Origin of the sequence: Planctomyces sp. SH-PL14 (assembly GCF_001610835.1) — a bacterium.
In the GTDB taxonomy this organism is placed as follows: domain Bacteria; phylum Planctomycetota; class Planctomycetia; order Planctomycetales; family Planctomycetaceae; genus Planctomyces_A.
On the sequence record NZ_CP011270.1, the window covers coordinates 3,592,441 to 3,612,872 of the forward strand.

The window sequence follows — 20,432 nt, forward strand, 5'->3', positions numbered from 1 at the left end:
CTGTGTTTCAAAATCCTGCCCCCTACGGCGACTTGCCGGTCGCCCCGCCCTTGGCCTGCCACTCGCGGAGCGTCTGGAGGTTCTGCCGCGCCCCGTCGAGGCTCGGCTTGATCGCCAGGGCCCGCTCATAGTGCCCGATCGCCTCGTCCAGTTTCCCCCGCTGGGCCAGGAGATTGCCGAGACTGTTGTGCGCCTCCGCGTTCCGGGGATCGAGCTCGAGCGCCCGCCGGATGTGCTTCTCCGCCCGCCGCCGGTCGGAGGCTGTCAGGAGCATGCCGAGGTTGTTGTGCGCCTCGGAATGGACGTCGTCGATCTCGATCGCCTGGAGATACGCCCGCATCGCGTCGGCCGTGTTTCGACCCCGCCGCAGCACGTTCCCCAGGTGGATCCAGGTCGGGGCGCTCCGGGGCTCCGCTTCGAGCGCCCGCCGGAAGGCCGCCTCGGCCGCCGGCAGGTCCCCGCGGCCGAGCGCCGCCAGTCCCTCGTCGACGTCCCGCTGCGCGCCGGAGTCTCCCCACAGCAGCCGGAAGTCCTGGGCCTTGAGGACCGACGCCAGGCTGCCGAAGTCGTCGGTCCAGCGGACGACCGGCGTGCGGGCGAGCGACGGAGCGTCCCGGAAGGCGGCATCCGCGAACGCCCCCTTCGCTGGCGACAGCAGCGCCCACAACGAATCGGTCTCCTGTACGAGGTCGGCCCGCGTCGCCACGAGCCGGGACTCGAGCCCCCACTCCTGCACCGCCGCGGCGACGACCGGCACCAGATCGAGGTGCCGGTTCGAGACGTGGACCGCCAGGATGCCGTCCGGCGCGAGATGGTCGAGATAGAGGCCGAACGCCTCGCGGGTCAGCAGGTGGATCGGGACGGCGTCGCCGGAGAAGGCGTCGACCGCCAGGATGTCGAACCGCCGGCTCGTCCCGCGGTCGCGTTCCCGTTCGAGCGCCAGCCGCGCGTCCCCCAGGATGACCTCGGGCTCCGCGGGAGCGTCGGCGAGGAACGAGAACTCCTCGCGGGCGATCCGCACCACGTCCGGATCGAGTTCGTAGCAGGCGAACTCGTCCCCCGCCTTCGCGTAGGCGGCCAGCGTCCCGATCCCCAGGCCGACGACGCCGACCCGCCGCGGCCGGTCCGCGCGGTGCATCCGCATGGCGAGCCCCACGCCCGATCGCTCCCCGTAGTAGGCGGTCGGAACCCGCCGCTGGCCGGCGTCGAGCAGTTGCCGCCCGTGGACGATCCGGCCGTGCCGGAACTGGCGGGCTCCCTGGTCTTCGGCGACCCGCAGCACGCCGAAGAAATTCCGCACGGCGAGGACGGAGCCCTGCCGCTCGCGGGCCGCCGCCGTCCCCAGCCCGACCGCCAGGAGGACGAGAGCGGCCCAAGCCCCGCGCCGCTCCCAGGCCCCGGCGGCCGCGCTCGGGCCCCTTTCCGCGGGGAGGACCAGCACGAGTCCGAGCGCCGCCAGGAGGGCAACGTGGAGCTCATAGTAGGAGTCGAAGATCCGCGGCGCAACGAGGCTCACGAACGTCCCCCCCGCCGCTCCCGCGAGCGCGAGGACGAGGTAGAAGAGCGTGAGATGTCCGGCCGCCGGAACACGGCGGCTCAGCTCTCCGTGGCAGAGCATCGCGCCGCAGAAGAGCCCTCCGAAGAAGACGCACGCCTGCGGAAGGATGGGAACGTTCTCTCCCAGGAGGAGCGTCCCGGTCATGAGGAACGCCATGACCGCGAAGGCGGAGAGGTAGAGCCGCCGTGAGTACCACCGCCGGCTCTCGAAGCAGAGGATGAAGGAGAGGAGATAGAGCGAGAGCGGCACGAGCCACAGGAAGGGGACCGGCGCGATGTCGGCGCAGACCTGGTTCGTCGTCGCCAGCATCAGGACCGACGGGACCATCCCGAGCGCGAACCAGAGGGCCATCTCCCGCAGCCCCGGTGCGGGAGCGGCCGTTGCGGCAGGGGTAAGGGTCGATTCCGCGGCGGGGAGCGCCGCCGGTGCCCGTCGCCAGGCCGCGACCGCGAGGCCCCCGCACAGGAGGGAGAACGCCGCGTAGCCTGCCGACCACAGGGCCGACTGCCGCGCGATCGGGAGGAACGGTTCGACGAGGAACGGGTAGCTCAGGAGCGCGAGGAGCGACCCGGCGTTCGAGACGGCGTAGAGGCGATAGGCCGAGGCTCCCTGTCCGAGCCGCGCGAACCACGCCTGGACGAGGGGTCCCGTCGTCGAGAGGACGAAGAACGGTCCGCCGACGCTCGCGAGGAGGATCCGCACGACCTGCGTCCACGGCTCCTCGCTGCCGGTCGGCTTCCAGGCGGCGCCGGGGAGGATCGGCAGGAGCGCGAACCCGCCGGCCAGGAGCGCCAGATGCAGGAGGGCCTGTCCCGCGGGAGGGAGCCACCGCGTCACGAGGTGGGCGTAGGCGTATCCGGCGAGGAGCAGCCACTGGAAGACGAGCATCGCGGCGGTCCAGACACCGGGGCTGCCGCCGAACCAGGGGAGCAGCACTTTGCCGATGAGGGGCTGGACCTGGAAGAGGAGGAGCGCGCTGAGAAACGCGGTCGCCGTGAAGGAGACCGCGAGCCACCCTGGCAGCGGCGCGGGGGCGGGGGCGATCGGAACCGGGGCCGATGAGGGGGCGCTCGGGAGGGGGGTGTCGACGGAAGCGGAGTCCGTCCGTTCGGGGGCCAAGACCATCGCGGACAACCGCCTGTGCTACGCGCCTGGGGAGCGAAACGGGGCGAGATTGTCGAAGCGGGTCCGGGGAGAATCAACGGCCGCTCGGCGGGGCGAAGCGTGCCGCGGCGTCATTTCATCGAAACTTCCCGGACCGTTCACAGAAGCGGGCGACACGCCTCAAACCACGTCCTTGCCGGCACGACGTGATAGCTCAAACCCAACGTGCGACGGCGGTCTGGGGTCAAGGGGGCCACGCCCCCTTGCCGCCGGAGGCACTTCCATGAGGAACCGTGGGACACAACGGACGTTCGCTTTGTGGGGCCGGCGCTGAGGACTCGCCGCTCGCCCTGCAACCGCAGCGGGTTGGTGAGGGGGCATACGGCACGGTGTCCGCGTTTGAACACGGTCTCCTTCAGACAGTTCCCGGCGAGACGGCCTCCGGCGGGCAAGAGGGGCGTTGCCCCTCTGCACTCCCCACCAGGGTGCCCCTGGACCCGGTGCCTTACATCAAACCCAGATTCCGCAGACGACGACCGACCCACGCCAGAAGCGTCTCCTTCTCCCCAGCCGGACGCAACGGAATCGAAGCCCCCGCCCCATCCTCAAACAGCTCCGCCTTCGGAGGCGGCGGAGGCACCGCCGGCGCCCCATCGAGATCCCCCATCCCCTGCGGACCACCCATCCCGGACTGGCTCGTCGGCGGACGGTCCTGCGTCGTCTCGCGTCCCGTGTCGGGGACGCCACCCTTGAGCGTGACGACCGTGATCGGAAGCGGACGCCCATCCCCCTCCTGAACAAAGATCCGGAACGTCCCCGAGTCCAGCTCGCGATAGAGAGCCGGGAAGTCCGCCAGGAACTCCGCCGCCTGCTCGTCGCTGAACACGATCTGCCGGATGTTCCCGTCCTGGTCCCGCAGCGGCTTCCCGTCGCGGCCCAGAAGCTGAGCCACGATCCGCCGACCGCCCAGGTTCACCAGCTCCTCCTGCGGCGGCGCCTGGTCCACCGAGGTCGTTCCGCCGTTCGTCACGTTCGTCGTCGTCAACTCCGCGTCGGCCACGATCTGCCGCGGCGTCTCCAGCTCCGGCACCTCGATCGAAAGGTCGTAGACGATCGTCGTCTGCAGACCGTCCCCGGGGACCGCGTTGACCGCCTCCTGCGTGTTCACGTCCACCTCCACGCCGGCCACCGTGAACGTGATGTTGGCGTCGTTCAGGACCGTCACCGTCACGGGGATCGGAGCGGCCGGGTTCCCCGCGTCGGGGTTGCCCGTATAGGTGTGGAAGAAGGACTCGTTCCCCGGGTTCACGCGGTTGTAGACGTCGACCGTCCCGTCCCCCCACACGATGATGATCGTGAAGGTCTGCTCGTCCGCCAGCGGATCGGCCTGATCGCGGCCGAAGTCGAAGTTGATCTCCGCCTCCCCCTGGGCCGTCACCTGGTAGGCGACAAAGTTGTCGAACCGCGGGATGACGTCGACCACCTGCCCCGTGCTGCTCGTCACGAGCGTGCCGGTGTCCATCGTGATCCCGTACGTCGTGCTCCCCGCCACGTCCCCCGTCCCCGCCGCGACCTGGATCATCCGGCCCAGCACCTCGGGGCCGGCGGCGGGAACCGAGTCCCGCACGAAGACGTCCCCCGTCGCCACGATGTCGACCATGGCATTCGGAGCGATGAGGCTCGCCGCCAGCTCGACATCCCCCAGGATCCCGCCCGGCGTCGGATCGGGAGTCGCCGTGACCGTTGAGAGCCGGACGACGCCAAAGTTCCCTCCGGCGTAGGTCGCGTTCGAAACGATCCCCGCGTTGACGAAGATCTTGCCGTTGTGGACGACCTCGATGTTGTTCGCCCCCGTGCTGCCGTTCGTCAGCCCCGCCACGGTCTGCGTCCCGAAGACGTTCGTGTACGAGACCGACGTGATGTTGAGCTGGCCGCCGCCCTGACTCGAGAGCAACAGGTCGCCGCTGTTCGTCCGCGCCGCGAGGTTCGTGACCACGATCTCAAGCGGGTTCCCGTTCCCGATCCCCGTGTTGGCAGTCAGGGCCGTCGAGGCGGAGCGGATGTCGAGACCGCCGTTGACGTCGCTGTCGAAGATCTGCCCCAGCACGGCGTCGACCTTGACCAGGGTATCGGAGTCCATGAAGGCGATCCCGACATCCCCCAGGGCCGAGACCACGACGCGTCCGGCGGCGGCGTCGATCACCGAGCCGTCGGTCATCAGGACCGACCCGCCGCGGGCCGTCACGCCGATGTCCTGCGAGCCGAAGTTCACGAGGTAGGAGCCGGCTGCCATCGTGACGTTGGCGGCGGCGTCGACGAGCACCTGGCCGGTCGAGGAAGCAACCCCCGCCGATCCGGCGAGGTTCACCGATCCGGTCCGGGCGATGAGCGAGGCGTCCTGCGCCCCGGTCGTCGAAACGAGCGACCCAACCCCCAAGTCGACGTTCGTGAACCCGTCGAGGCTGATCCGGCCCCCCGTCGAGCCGATGAAGGTCGACGCCCCGACCAGCACTCCGCCAGTCCGGGCCGTGACGGCGATCTCCTGCGTCCCGGTATTGGTGACCTGGACCCCGGTTCCGGTCACGACGTTCCCCGCGGCATCCAGGGCGACACGTCCCGTCCCGGCGCTCACGACCGTCGCGTTGCCCAGGCCGATCGACCCGCCGCGGGCGGTCACGAGAAGATCCTGCGAACCGGCCGTGGCAACCCGCGAAGAGTTCCCGATGTCCACACCGGCCGCGGAGTCAATCACAATCCGGCCGCCAGTCGAACTGATGAGCGACGACGATCCGACCGAGATTCCGCCGGTCCGTGCGATCACGGCAATTTCCTGCGTCCCGGTGTTCGTGACCTGGACTCCGGTTCCGGCGACGACGTTCCCCGCCGCATCCAGGGCGACGCGTCCCGTCCCCGCGCTCACGACCGTCGAGTTCCCGAGCCCGATCGATCCGCCGCGGGCTGTCACGAGAATGTCCTGCGAACCGGCCGTGGCAACCCGCGAAGAGCTCCCGATATCCACGCCGGCCGCCGCGTCGACCACAATCCGGCCGCCGGTCGAGCTGATCAGCGACGACGATCCGAACGACACTCCGCCGGTCTGGGCGGTCACGGCGATCTCCTGCGTCCCGGTATTGGTGACCTGGACGCTCGTCCCGGCCACGACGCTCCCCGCCGCCGTCAGAGCGACGCGTCCCGTCCCGGCGCTCACGACGGTCGAGTTCCCCAGCCCGATCGACCCGCCGCGGGCCGTCACGAGAATGTCCTGGGAGCCGGTGTTGGCGACCTGCACACCGGCGGCCAGGCCGACGCTCGTTGCCGCATCGACCACGATCCGTCCCGCGCCCGCCAGGATCGAGGCCCCCGTGCCGACCGCGATGTTGGCCGACTTCGAGGTGACGCTGATGGCCCCCCCCGCCGAAAGGATCTGGGCCAGCGAACCGATCGCGACCGTCGAGGCCGCCTCCACGTTGATGTTGCCGCCCGTCGACTGGAGCGTGCTGCTGATGTCCATCGTGATCGTGCCGAGCGAGACGAGGCCGATCAGCGCGTTCTTCGTCGAGATCGTCCCTTCGACCGTGATATCGGTCGCGGCGTTGAGCTCGACCGGACCGCTCGAGACCCCTGGAGAGACCGTGGCGATCGTCGTGCCGGCGTTGTCCACGAGGATCCGGTTCGTCGTGACGTTCATCCCCCCCGCGCCGGAGAGGGTCACGTCGTCCCGGAACGTCGTCGTCCCGGTCCCGCTCACCTGGGTCCAGGTCTGGGCCGCGACCGTCCCCTGCACGGTGACGTCGTTGGCCGAACTGATCCGGACATCCTGAAGCTCGGCCGAGCCGATGTTGCCGCTGAACAGGATGTCGCCAACGCTGCCGGAGGCGAGCGTCAGGTCCTGCCCGCCGGCGGTCGCCCCCTGGAGCAGTCCGGTGAAGGTGATGTTGTTCCCGGCCGGAGCGAGGCCGCCGCCGGTCGTGTCGATCGAAACGCTCTGGAGGAGCGTCGTCGTGCCGTCATAGGTCGCGGTCCCGCCGCGGGAGCTGAGGCTCCCTCCCCCCGGAGACGACGGGTTGCCGAGGAAAATGTTCTCCGCCTGGTAGATCAGGTTTCCCTGCGAGGCGATCGGGACATCCGGATTGACGAAGCCGAGCGTGAGGTTCGCCTCCTGGCGGATCTCGTCGGCGCCGCTTCCCCCCGTGATCGAGACCGACGGCGTAAAGCCGGCGTCGACCGACTCGATCGTCACGAAGTCATCGCCCCCCCCGGCATCGATCGTGAGCTGCCGGGCCGCATTGGCGAGCGCGTTCCCGTTCACCGCCGCGTCGTCGAGGATCGTCATCGAGTCCGAGCCGCTGCCGAGCTTCAGGCTGATGTCCGCGAAGCTGCTGTAGTCCATCCGGCCACCGAGGCCGAACAGCGACTCGGTCTGGACGAATTCGAGCGACTTCGTGCCGAAGGTCGTCCCGGCAATCGCCGTCGTTCCGTCGACGGGAGTCGTCTCGTAACCGAAGGTCGACTGCGCGGAGTCGAACCCGAACGTCCCCGTATCGGCGTCGATCACCCGGAGGCGGTATTCGAGCTTGTCTCCCGCCGCCGGATCGAAGCCCGGCAGAGCGGAGAGCGGAATCGCGATCTCGTAGGCGGCCGCCCCCGAGGTCCCCGGAACGGTCGTGACGTACGGGCTGTTCTGGTCGACGGTCAGGAGGAGGTTGCCGTCGGTGTCGTAGAGGTCGATCACCACGCCGCCGAAGTCGCCGTTCGCCTGGTCGGGACCGGCGGGATAGGACTGGATCAGGGCGTAGAGGTTGGAATCGTCCCAGGCAAACTGGGCCTTCGTCCCCGTGACGTCGGCCTCGCCGGGCGCCCCGTAGAGATAGAGGTTCTGGACCTGATCCGCCGTGAGGGCGGTGCTGAGGATCGTGAAGTCCGCCAGCTTCCCTTCGTAAGACTGGTCCTGCGGCGTCGTCGAGGCGTCGCCGCCGATCACCAGGTCGCCGGTCGAATTGGCGACCGAGGTCCACTCGGTGGCGAGGTTGTTGATCAGGTAGCCGTCGTCCTGGCCGTTGAGGTAGATGTGGGCCTCGGGACCGCCGGCGGCATTGAAGTCGTACGTGATCGTGACGTGCGTCCACGCGCCGGGCGTGATCTGGCTGCTGCTGACGATGACGTTCGTCGTGTCGTCCGAGCCGTTCTCGTTCGGCGAGAAGTAGAGGTGGCCGTAGAGGTCCGCGTTCGAGAACGCGTCCCCGCCGTCGTTCTTCCAGTAGATCCCGATCTCGAACTGCTCGCCCGAGTCTTCGAGGAGGATCGAGGTTCCGGCGGTGTTTGTGTTGCTGACGATCTCCCCTTCCGGATTGATCCAGAACGAGATCGTCCCCTGCGACTTGTCGATCGTGACGTCGTCGCTCGTATCGGCCGGGCTGCCGGTGCGGATCGTGTCCTGGTCGCCGTCGAACTCGGCGTAGTTCAGCGTCTCGCCGGTTCCAGGCCGGACCGGACCCGGCTCCAGCGGGTTCGCGTCGCCGTCGACGATCTCGGCCCCCTCGGTCACCTGGCCGACATACAGGGTGATGTCGGTCCCGCCGTCGCCGGCCACGACCGTCGTCCCGACGACGTTGTCCATCGACCAGTAGGCGACGAGCGATCCCCCCTGGCTCACGTCCCGAAGGTTGGCGTAGGTCCCCTGCGCGTCTCCGACGCTCGACTCCCGGATCGCCAGCAGCTCGGTGTCGCTGAGGACGGTGTTGAAGAACGCGACGTCGTCCATCTTCCCGTCGAACGGCCGGTCCTCAGCCCGGTTCTGACCGAGCTCGAAGAGGGCGTTCACGGTGTCGAGCGGCGTGTCCCACTCGGCCAGCTCGTTGCTGCCGAACCCGGCCCGGTACTCGACCTCCCCGCCGCTCAGGGTCTGGGTGTTCTCGTCGTACTCATACAGGTAGATGTGGGCTTCCTGGTTGGTGCCGCCGCTGTAGTCCCAGGTGTACTGGATCACGTACCAGCTGCCCGACGTCACGGTCAGGCTGCTGTTGGCTCCGCTCTGGAGGATCAGCGAGTCGTCCGAGGAATCGGTCTTGTTGAGGTAGGCGTAGACTTCGCCCCCGCCGTTGGGGCGGTACTCGAACTCCATCCCGCTGCCGGGGAAGGTGCTGTCCGACTGGACGAACGTGTTGCGGCGGGTCGTGTCGTCCATGTAGACCCAGAAGCTCAGCGTCCCGGTCTCGCCGATGTCGAAGTCGGCGTCGCCGGTGAAGGTCGCCACGTCGTCGATGCCGTCGAACTCCAGGGCCCCGCCGAAGTGTCCCCCCTCGGGCTGGGCGCTGTTCTGCTGCGTCGTGAACTGCGGCCCCTGCGTGGTGTCGAGCAGGCTCCCGTCGTAGTCGTTCTCGGAGGCATCGTCGGTGACGATCGAGCCCGGGGCCTCGTTGAACTGCCACCGCAGGACGACGATCGAGGTGTCGTCCGGCCGCGCTCCGGTGTCGAGCGCCGCCGGGATGCTGTCCCACTCGCCGGGGAGGATCGAGCCGTCCGCCTGCGGCGAGTCCTCGCCCGCGACGTTCGCCGCCGAGCCGCCCGTCGGGGCCGCTTCGCCGCCGATCGTCGTCTCGGTCATGGTGAAGGTGTCGCCGGTCGTGTCCGCCTCGTCGTTGATGAACAGCCGGTCATTGAACCGCGTCTCGTCCGCGTCGTTCCGGCCGCCGTTGACGGTCAACTGAAACGTGACGAAGTCGACCGACCCCGCCGTCGCGCTCCCGTCGTTGCCGATGTAGAACGTGTCGGCTCCGTCGCCCCCGTTGAACGTCGTCACCGCGTCGTAGGCGGCGTCGGGAGCGAAGAACGCCAGCGTGTCGTCCCCCCCGCCGAGGTTGACGGTCAGGGTCTCGCGGGCGTTGCGGAACTCGACAGAGACGAAGGTCGTCGCCCCGACATCGAGCAGCGCGCTGTAGCCCGCCTTCGGGTCGTCCGTGAGCTGGACCTGATCGGCGGCGCCGGTCAGGTTGAACGTCCGGTGGGCCGCGTCGAGGTCGTCGACGATCGGGGCTTCGAGCCCCGTGTACTGGACTGTCGAGCGGCGGAGCGAGCCGTCGGTCGCGTTGACCTTGTCGATCTCGATCCGGCCCGCCGAGCCGCTGAGAGCGGTATGGATCACGGACTCGACGACCGCGTCCAGGATCGAAAGCTGGTCCTGACCGGCGCCGCCGTTGAAGACGATCCCCTGTCCGTCGACCAGCCCTTCCGACGGGATCGCGTCTCCCCCCCCCTGGTCGATCGTGAGCGTGTCGTCCCCGTCCGAGCCGTTGACTTCGATCGAGTGCAGGAGGCCCACGTCGCCGCGGAAGACCACGCCGGCGTCCGCCCCGGACGCATTGACCGAGACCTCGACGAGGCTTCCGACCCGCTGGACGACGAAGTCGTCGCCAACGAGGTCCTGTCCCGGATCGCCGGTCGCCGAGTCGGCGCTGATCTTCACGTTGAGAAGCCCCGTGGCCACAGGCTCCGGGGTCCCGTCATCGGCGATCTGCGGACTGAGCCCGAACGACTCGACACCCGTGATCGTGACGTTCCGGAACGCCCCCGTCAGGGTCCCGGTCCCCGGGTCGGTCAGAGTGAGCGTCGACTCGGAGGGGAGATTCAGTTCCAGCCGGTCGCCGGGGTTCGCGGGATCATCGGGGTCGCCCGGCAGGTTCGGGTTGCCGGCGTTGATGACGATCTCGGTCTCGGTGCTCGGCGTCAGGTCGATCCGGTCGGAGTTCCCGCCGGTGTTGACCGTCACGCGGTTGAGGTCCTCATAGTGGATCGGAATGAAGCCCCGGACGTCGACCTGGCTGCCGTCGACGACCACGGTGTCGGAGCGGCCGGCGGTCGGCGGTTGCTCGAGCGCGTGGAGGACGCCGACGTAGATCGGATCGGGGTCGTAGGTCGAGGCGCCATACTGGCTGAAGCTGGCGAGAGCGCCCGGATCGGGACGGTAGGAGCTCGTCGCCCCGCCGTCCTCGGGGATCACGACCCCGACGCCGGACGAGTCCTCCATCCGGTCGGCGTCGATCAGGTTCGCGATCCGGATGGCGTCGATCGTTTCCCCGTCCGCCAGGCCGAAGTCGCTCAGGTCGTAGGCGGTCAGGAACGCCTGGCCGGAGGCGGAGAAGTCGCTGGCCGGGATATAGATCCACTCGGACCAGCCGTTGTTCTCGGTCGAGGTCGTGCTGTGGACCTGGACCATCATCCCTTCCGGAACTCCCGTCGATCCGGACTCGTAGACCACAAAGTCGACGCCGGTCTCGTTGGCCAGCGTCTGGCCGCCGGACCACGTGAGCTGGATCACGCTGCGGTCGCTGTTCCCCTGATTCCCCCCCGGCATGTTGAGCAGCCGCGAGGTGGTGGTCGGCGTGGTCGATTGCGTCGAGAGGTTGCCGACCGAGAGGGTCCCGTCGAACACCGCTCCGGTCGTGACCGCCGTAAAGGTGAGCGCGCTGCTTCCGGTGGCGAAGGCCCCGTTGTCGACGAGGGCCCCGTCGCCGTCGGGAACCGGCGCCCCGGGAGCCGCCCCGCCGGTCAGGTTCGTCAGGACGTCGGGCGTCGAGGCCTGGTTGATCGTGTAGTTCGTCAGGGTGAACCCGTTCGCCTTGAACTCCACGGGGTCGGGAGCGGGGGCGTCGGACTCGGTGTTGACGATGAGCTGGTCCAGGCCGCCGCCGTCGCCGATGACCTCGATCTGCGGATCGGACCCGGCCAGGACGAAGTTCCGCTCGATCGTGACGGTGTCGTCCTGCGTGGAACGGAGATCGACGACCAGCGACTCGATCTGGGTCACGCGGACCGTGGTCGTGGTCGAGCCGTAGACGGCGCTGACCTCGTTGTTCTCGAGCGTGATCGACGTCGCCTCACCCGGAGCGCTGACGATCGTCAGTTCGTCGTCCGCCGCGGGGTCTCCCCCCTCGATCGTGATCGTTTCGGGAAGGCCGGTGGTCCCCAGTTCGACGGTGATCTGGTCCACGCCGCCGCGGGTGTCGACCGTCAGCTCGTCAAAGCCGGTGTGGGTGATCGTCGGCCGCTGGGTCCCTTCGGTCTTCACCTCGATCGTGTTCCCAGTGACCGTCACCTCGTCGCTGCGGGTGTTCGAGGGGGCGTCGAGTGGATGGAGCGAGCCGACGTAGAGCGGGTCGGCGTCGAAGGTCGCATTGCCGTAGAAGGTGAAGCTCGCCAGCGGGCCCGGATCGGCGAAGACGTTGCTCGTATCGCCGTTGTCATTGACGATCACGAACCCCTGGCCGACGTAGGTCCCGCTGCCGACCGTCGTCTCGACCCCTTCGCCCTCGATGCGGTCGGACGCGTTGAGCGTCGCGATCCGGATCGCGCTGATCGTGGCGCCGTCCCCCAGCCCGAAGTCGGTCAGGTCGAAGCCGGTCGCAAAGGCGCCGGCGTTGCCGGTCCCGCCGTAGGCCGCGCGGCTGTCGGCTGCCTCGTACCGCCACTTCGTCCAGTAGCCTCCGCCGCCGTTGCCGTCGTCCTCGACATAGACCTGGACCATGTAGGCATCGGGCCCGGTCGGGTTCGACGACGCCTCGTAGACCACGAAGTCGTCGCCGCTCTCGTTGGAGAGGGTCCGGTTCCCCGACCAGCTGAGCTCGATCGCGGAGCGGACCTCGGTCCCGACATTGCCGGCCGGGAGGTTGATCGCCTTGGCCTCATTGTTGTTGAGCCCATCGAGCTGGTTGCCGAGCGTCAGGCTCCCGTCGAAGTCCGCGGGGTTGTCCGGGAACGAGGCGGCGCCGGTCGGGCTGCCGGCGTTGGCGGTGATGACCACGCCGTAGCCGCCGTCGAGCGTCCCCGTCGGGACGATCGAGACGACATCGGGCGTATCGGTCTCGGCGAAGGTGAACCCGGCGAAGCTGAAGACCGGATCGGCCGTCGGAGCGTCGACCAGATTGACCGTGAGAGTGTTGTCCGCGCCGCTGCCGCCGTTGATCGTGAGTGAGCCGGTCGGATTGACGAACGAGACCACCTCGGCGTTCTGCGAGTCGATCGTGCTCAGGCCGACCGAGGCGTAATCGAGGACCACGTCGTCCTGGGCCGTGCCGTAGTTGAAGGTCCGGTTGACGGCGGAGAGGGTGTCGGTGATCGGCTCCAGCCCGCTGTAGCCGATCGTGACCGTCGCAGCGCCGGTCGTGGCGGTCACCGAGCCCGACGAGGCGCTCCCGAAGGTGTGGACGACCGAGCTGTACGTCAGGGTCGTGTCCTGCAGGACGAGGCTGTCGCCGCTCCCGGAGGTCGGCGCGCCGCCGTTGTAGCTGATCGCCCGCGGCGAGCCGCCCGCCAGCGTCACGGCGTCGGTGATGTCGACCGTCAGTGTGTCGGTCCCCGCGCCGGTGTTGACGATGATCTGGCCGGAGAACGAGGTGAACGGGACGTAGATCGTGCTCGACTCATTCCCCACCGCGCCGGCGACCGAGGTCGAGAGGACGCGGGAGGTGTCGGTGATCTCGATCCCCGGGCCGCCCGGCCCGTTTACGAAGCGGATGACGAGGTCGTCGTTCGTCGCCGAGCCGATGTCGGTGATGACGAGGTCGTTGCCGACGAGCGCCACGGAGGTGTCGGCGGTCACCGGCAGCAGGGCAACGTCGTTGCCGTTGTACGTGTAGGTGATCGTGTACCGCCGTCCGCCGACGAGGACCTCGTCCCCCTCCGCCAGCCCGGCGAACGTTCCGGTCACGGTGCCGGATCCCGCCTTGTCGATCAGGACAAACGGCCCGGCGTCGATCGGGGCCGACCCGTTCACGACGAGCGTCGCCCCGTTCAGGTTGACGGTCGCAGTCGTGCTGGTGACCGCAAGCTGGTCGTAATCGGTCCCGGGAGTCGTCCCGCCGGTGACGTTCACGACGAACTGCGACCCGGACGAGAGCGTGGTGTTGCCCGCGGTCTTCGTGATCTTGCCGGTCCCGCCGGCGGCTGGAGAGACGACGCCCCCCGTGTTGACCGTCAGGGCCCCGGTGATCGTTCCCGCGGCGGCCAGCGTGCCGTTGCCGTTCACCGTCACGGCGGCGAGGGTTCCGGTCGAGGTGACGAGCCCGCCGCTGTTGATCGTGACCGCTCCCGCGACCGCCCCGCCCCCTCCCAGCGTCGCCCCGTTGTTGACCGCGACCGCCGTGTTGGCCAGGGCCCCCGCGACGAGGAGCGTTCCGGCATTGATCGTCGTCGCGCCGGTGTAGGTGTTGGTCCCCGAGAGAACGAGCGTCCCCAGCCCCTCCTTGGTGAGCCCCCCGGAGGAGGAGACGATGGCCGAGATCTCGAGGTCCGTGCTCGCCGCGCCGTCGACGACGGTCACGGTCCGGATGACACCGGTCCCGAGCGCGAGCCGTCCGGCGATCGTCGCCCCCACGGCCCCCGTGCCGGCGACCGTGTGGGTGATCCCGCCCGTTCCCGGAGCGAGGAGCGTCAGCGTTCCGCTCCCCGACGACGTGACGAGCGAACCCGAGCTGCTGCCGCTCTGGACGCCGAGGGCGAAGATCGTCTCGTTGAAGGTCGAGAGGTTGAAGACCCCCGCCGCACCGACGTTGATGGTGGTCGAATTGTTGATCCGGTCCGAGCTTCCCAGGACGAAGGTCCCGGAGACGAACGTGATCGTCCCGCTCCCCGCGCTGAGGCCGCCGGTGGCGATCGTCACGCTGTCCGCTTCCACCAGGAACTGGTTCGCGTTCCCGCTTGTCGAAGTCGTGAGCGACGTGGCCGCCAGCCGCAGCGGATCGGCCGCGGATCCGATCCCCCCCGAGCCGGCGGTCAGCGACACCGCGCCGGCGGCGAGGTCGGTTCCGGAGGCGTCGGCCGTGATCGCTCCCGCGGCGCCGGTCGTCAGCGTCGCGCTCCCGGTCGTCGTCAGGCTTCCGGTCGTGAAGGCGATGTTCCCGCCCGTCGTGAGCGTCAGGTTCTGGGCGCCGAGATCGACCGCCGAGACGACGGAGATGTTCCCGGTCGCCGCGCTTCCGATCGCCAGCCCCCCCGCCGAGCTGATGAGGTTCAGTTCCGTCTGCGTGAGACCGAGGACGGTCGGCGAGTCGGCCCCGCCGATTTCGATCGCCCGGTTGGCGGTCGTCGTCAGCAGCGTCGTGGCGAGTGCGCTCGAAATCGATCCCGAGATCGCCATCTGGTCGGCGGTCAGCGTCACCGAGCCGAGCGCCCCGGTCGCCCGGATGTCGGCAGCAGCAAGCGTGTTGTTGACCGTCAGGAGCCCCGCATCGACGTTGACCGCCACCGCCCCGCTCGGTCCCCCGCTGATCCCCGAAACGCCGTCCACGTCCGCCACGGTCAGGCCGTTCGACTCGCGGAACGTCACCCCGGCCGAGGTGGTCGCGATCGCCACGTTCGTGACCGAGTTCGCATTGGTCCCGAGCGCCACCGCTCCGTTGGCCGAGATCGCGAGATTGCCGACCGTGATGGCGCCGCTTCCGGTCGTACTGATTCCCGCGCGGGACGTGAGGCTCAGCGTGGCGATATTGTCCGGCGTGATCGCGTCCGTGATCGTGAACGCGCCGCCGGTGGTCCCGCCGATCCGGAGCGTCCCCGCCAGAACCCGGTCGAGCTCCGCGTTCGAGACGTTGAGCGATGTCCCGGGATCGGTCTCGCCGAGAAACACCGCCCGGCTCGCGGTGATCGGGGCGATCGTCACCGTCCCGCCGACGCCGGACTGGAGCGTCTCCTGCAGGTCGAGCGTGTTGACCGACAGCGTGATGTCCCCGCTCGTGGCGGTCTTTCCCGAGAGGACCATCGTCGTGGCGGAGAGCGAGACCCCCGTCGTCGAGGCGATGTCCTGGACCTGCGCGGTGTTGTCGAGCGTGAGCGTCCCGGCCGTGACCGAGATGTCGATGTTGCCGTTTCCGGTCCGCAGGCCGGCGACGCCGTCGACGGTCGAAATCGTAAGCGTGTTCGAATCGCGGAAGCTGACATTGCCCGTCGTCGTCGCGATCGCGAGGGAGCCGACGTTGTTGGCGGCGGTCGCCAGCGCGACGTCGCCGCCGGCCGTGACCGCCAGCGAGTTCTCCGTGAGCGTCCCCGCGGCGGTCTGCGTGACCGTGCCGCCCGAGGTGAGGTGCAGCTGCGTCGTCCCCGACGGCGCGATGGCGGCCGAGACCACGATCGAGCCGGTCGCGTTGTTTCCGATCTGGATCTGGGCGGCGGTGACGCGGTTGATCTCCGCGCTGGTCAGGCCCAGGACTCCCGCGGAGTCGGCGGCGCCGAGATTGATCTGCTGGTTGGCCGAGAACTGCTGGAGGGTCGCGTTCCCGGTCGTCGAGAGCGCCCCGGCCGAGAGGTTGATGTTGTTGGAAGCCAGAACCAGCCCACCGGAACCGGCGCTGACGACGACCCCGGCGTTCGTGACCGCCAGGCTACTCGCCGCGGTCAGGCTGATCGCCCCGGTCCCTGAGGTCGTGAGATCGGAGTTTGCGGTCCCCAGCGTGATCGAGTCCGCCACGACCGCGAGCGAGTGGTTGACGGCCAGCGTGATGGCGGCATTGTCCGTGAACGCCCCGCCGGTCTGGAGGAGGAGGTTGTTGGAATGGCTGATCGTAGTGGCGATCGTCATCGCCCCCGAGCTCGCGTCGCCGATCAGGACCTGCGCCGCCGTGACGCGGTCGAGCTCCAAGTCTGTCAGCCCCAGCGGTCCGCCGACCACCGTGTCGTCCGTCCCGATCGTGATCGCCCGGCCGGCGGTGAGCTGATGCAGCTCGACCTGCCCCGTCGCCGTCAGCGTGCTTCCGAGGTTGAGGTCGATGTCGTTCGCCTCGAACTCCGCATCCACGGTCGTGATGGCGGCGTTCGACGTGATCGCTCCCGCCGAGACCGTCAGGTCCCCGTCGATGTCGATCGTCCCCGAGAGACTCGCGGTCCCCCAGCCGGTGATGTCGAGGTCCTCGGCGCCGGCATCATCGACCGCCGTCCCGTTGAACGAGAACGCCCCGCTCCCCGGCCCGATGATCGACAGCGAGCTGTCCCCGGCGAGATCGGCGTCGATGTCGAGGTTGCCATTGAGCGTGAACTGAGAGGCCTGCCACGTCACGTCCCCGGTGGTGAAGACGTTCCCGTTGAGGTTGACCTGCAGCGACGCATACGAGTCCTCGGCGAGATTGATCGTCTCCGCCGTGATGGTGACATTGCCCGACGGCCCGGCCACGTTGTCCAGGAGATCGACGGTGTCGCTTCCGGCCCCCCCGTTGACCGTCAGCGCGATCCCGGGGAGCAGCGGCGTGATGAGGTGGTCGTTCCCGAGGCTGAACTGGGCGCTGATCCCGGTGACGGACCCCAGGCTCACGGAATCGGCCCCGCCGCCAGCCCCGCCGATGGCGACCTTCACTCCCAGGTCGTGGTCGAAAACCGAAAGCTGGTTGAGAGTCGTGTCAAACTGAACCTCGACGTTGTCGTTGAGATTGGCCCCGCTGTCGTCGGTGATCGTCAGAACCCCGCCCGTCAGCACGGCGGACAAACCGGCGGAAAGGAGACGGCGGTCCTCGAGCGTCTCGATCGCGAGTTGCGGAAAGGCATCACTCCAACCCGGGCGGCGTGGTCCGAACGCCACACGGTCCAGGGCCGATACAAATCGCTGAATCAGTCTCATGGCTTCCCCTGAAGCTGCTGTCTCGCCCGAGCACCCTCTGCCCGGCCCCGCACTCTCAGACGATGGTCCTCTGAACTCGCACCACCGCCGCGGCTTATGGCGATCCGTCGCCCGCTATCCCTCGACAAACGCCCCCTCGGGAGAGTCCGTTCCCCACCGTGACCGCCGCCGCCCGCACAGCCGCCTCCGAGAAGAAGCACGCGCAATGCCGTGCCGCCCATTCCACCGTCGCCCCCCGGTCGGAGCAATCGAAACAACCGGAATCGACGAAAAAGTCAGCGAATTCGTCGATCGGAGCGAATTTCTCCCGCGTCCGCGGACATTGTCGCTGGCCTGGGCGCAATCGTCGACGCGTAGCGATGCAGCGGAGAGTGCTTCGTGCCGCCTCAGGCCCCTGAAAGTCCGACCGTTCGGCCGCTCGCCGAGAGTCGCACGCCATTCAGAGGACGTGCAGCAGCCGCCGGGCTTCGGCGAGAAGATCCGCGGGCTCAGCCATCCGGCCGGGACCAATCGCTCCGCAGCTCAGCCAGCCGTCCGCCGGGCCCACGACGGTCGCCCCGTCCGCCCGGAGCTGGGCCACGTTCCGCTGCACCGGGGGTTTGACCCACATCTCGTTGTTCATCGCCGGCGCGAGCAGGACCGGGCAGGTGACCGTCAGCGCCGTCAGCGACACGAGGTCATCCGCGTGGCCCTGGGCGAGCTTCGCCAGCATGTCGGCCGTCGCCGGGGCGATGATGTAGAGATCCGCCTTCCGGCCGAGACCGATGTGCTCGCCGATGAAGTGCTCCGTCGGCTGAAACGTGTCCGTCCGCACGGGCCGGCCGGTGAGCGCCTCGAAGGTGGTCCGGCCGACGAACTTCTCGGCGGCGGCGGTCATGACGACCGTCACCCCGGCCTTCTGCTGGACGAGCTTGCTCGCCAGGTCCGCGACCTTATAGGCCGCCACCCCGCCGCAGACGCCGATGAGGATCTCTTTGCCTTGCATCACGTCCGGGCCGGCGTCAGCAGTTCCGTATCCGCCGATTCGACGAGCCGGCCGCCGGTGCAGCCGATCCCCGATGGGAGGCAGTTCTCGAGATTGAGCTGGTACAGCTTGCGGCCGGCGTCCGTCGGGTACTGCCCCGTGATGCAGGCTTCGCAGAGCGACGAGCCGGGGAGCTGGACCGATTCCGAGATCGCCGACATCGGGAGGTAGCGGAGCGTATCGGCCCCGAGTTCGGCCGCCATTTCGGCCTCGGCCTCCGGCGTCAGCGTGCCGTTCTTGACGTACTTGGGGGCGAAGAGCTGCGAGACGTCCGACATGTCGATCCCGTAGAAGCACGGGGCGATGATCGGCGGGCAGGCGACGCGGACGTGGACTTCCCGGGCTCCGCCGCGTTCGCGGATCTGCGAGATCAGGGTCCGCATCGTCGTCGAGCGGACGATCGTGTCCTCGACGAGGAACACCCGCCGTCCCTGGAGGACTTCGCGGAGCGGCGTGTACTTGGCCTTCGCCTTGTCGGCCCGGTTGTTCCCTTCGATGAAGGTCCGGCCGACGTAGCGGTTGCGGATCAGCCCTTCGACGCTGGGGATCCGGAGCTCATAGGCCATCGAGTCGGCGGCCGCCTTGGCGGTGTCCGGCACGGGGACGACGATCGTCGTCTCGTCGAGCGGGACCTTCTCCTGGTGGGCGAGCTTTTCGCCCAGGACCTTGCGGGTGAGGTAGACGCTGCGGTCGTCGAGCGTGCTGGCGACGTTGGCGAAGTAGATCCACTCGAAGAAGCAGTGGGCCCGGCGGGGGCTGGGGGCGAACTCCTCGACCCGCATCTGGCCGTCCTGGATGATGACGGCGTGGCCGGGAAGGAGGCTGTGGATCGACTCCTCCTTGAAGCCCATGTTGGCGAGGGCGACGCTCTCGCTGGCGGCGACGAACAGGCCGTCTTCTTCGGCGTAGCAGAGGGGTCGGAAGCCGAGGGGGTCGCGGGCGACGAACATCCCGCCGAGGGCGTCGAGGTAGACGATGTTATAGGAGCCGTCGAGCTTTACGCTCAGGTTCCGCAGCAGGGAGACGTAGTCGGGCTTCGACTGCCGGGAGATTTCCTGCCCGATGAGGTGCATCAGGGTTTCGGTGTCGGTCTCGCGGGCCAGATGAAAATCCCCCTGCGAGAGGATTTCCTTGCGGAGGTCGAGGTAGTTGGCGAGCTGGCCGTTGAAGCCGAAGGAGAACCACTTCCGTTTTTCGATGTGGTGTCGTTCGAAGGGTTGGGCGTAGCTCTTGTCGTCCTTGCCGCAGGTGGCGTAGCGGACGTGGCCGATGGCGGCGATCCCCTCGTTTTCCTTCATGATCGCCTCCGCCTTGGCCGTGTGGTTGAGGCGGAAGACTTCGGTCACCGTCCCCACGTTGCGGTGGGTGTCGATGATCTGAGCGCGGGCGGGGTTGAAGGAGGTCATCCCGGCGGCGAGCTGGCCGCGGTTCTGGATGTCCAGAAGGATGCGTGGGATGAGACGTGAGACAACGTTCCGTCCCCCCTTGGGAGCGAGCGTGCTCGTCTCGCGCGTGGGAAGGTGGTAGACAGCGGCAACGCCGCACTCGTGAAAGAGGTCTGCCATCAGGTTCGGGTCTCGCGGGAACCGAGACGAGCGGAGGACGGGGCGGGCGGGGGGGCGACCACCATGATACCCCTGTGGACCCTGAATACCAGCAGAGAGTCCCGGGTTCCGGGATGGTGCGGAGGGTGGTTTCCGCACCTGCTGCGGGTGTCGCGGGTTGCGCCGATTGGGTGGTGCGGGGCCGTTGCCAACTGTGGGACGCGGGGTGTTTGGAAAGTTGGCGGAGTTGACCGGTCGAAGGCGGGTTTGCCGCCGCCCGGACCCCGTCCTTGCCGGCACGGCTGGGCTCGCTCAAACCCATCGGGCGACGGCAGCCTGGGGTCAAGGGGGCCACGCCCCCTTGCCGCCGGAGGCATTTTCGTTGAGGAACCGTGGCACACAACGGACGACCGCTTTGGGGATTCGGCGTTGAGAACTCCCCGCTCGCCCTGACATCCGCGCGGAATAGATCAGGGGCATCCGACGCCGCGTCCGCGTTTGGGCACGCCCTCCTTCAGAAATCGCCCGATGGCCAGGCCTCCGGCGGGCAAGAGGGGCCAAGAAAACAACACAGGCCCCTCTGCACTCCCCACCAGGGTGCCCCCG

4 protein-coding genes are annotated in these 20,432 nt (G+C 68.6%); all 4 read right to left on the reverse strand.

The window, feature by feature from the left end; all coding sequences use genetic code 11:
- Nucleotides 1-22: 22 nt before the first annotated feature.
- On the reverse strand, nucleotides 23-2,683 hold the full coding sequence (locus tag VT03_RS14020; RefSeq protein ID WP_075093548.1) for a fused MFS/spermidine synthase: 2,661 nt from the start codon (nucleotides 2,681-2,683) through the stop codon (nucleotides 23-25).
- A 484-nt stretch (nucleotides 2,684-3,167) separates the two neighbouring features.
- Nucleotides 3,168-17,258, reverse strand: coding sequence for a beta strand repeat-containing protein (locus VT03_RS14025; protein WP_156514483.1), 14,091 nt, complete (start codon nucleotides 17,256-17,258; stop codon nucleotides 3,168-3,170).
- Nucleotides 17,259-17,697: 439 nt separating this feature from the next.
- Nucleotides 17,698-18,243 (reverse strand): flavoprotein, encoded by a 546-nt coding sequence (locus VT03_RS14030; protein WP_075093550.1) that lies wholly within the window; start codon nucleotides 18,241-18,243, stop codon nucleotides 17,698-17,700.
- Nucleotides 18,243-19,847 (reverse strand): amidophosphoribosyltransferase, encoded by a 1,605-nt coding sequence (locus VT03_RS14035; protein ID WP_075093551.1) that lies wholly within the window; start codon nucleotides 19,845-19,847, stop codon nucleotides 18,243-18,245. Before VT03_RS14035 ends, VT03_RS14030 begins: the two co-directional genes overlap by 1 nt.
- Nucleotides 19,848-20,432 lie beyond the last annotated feature (585 nt).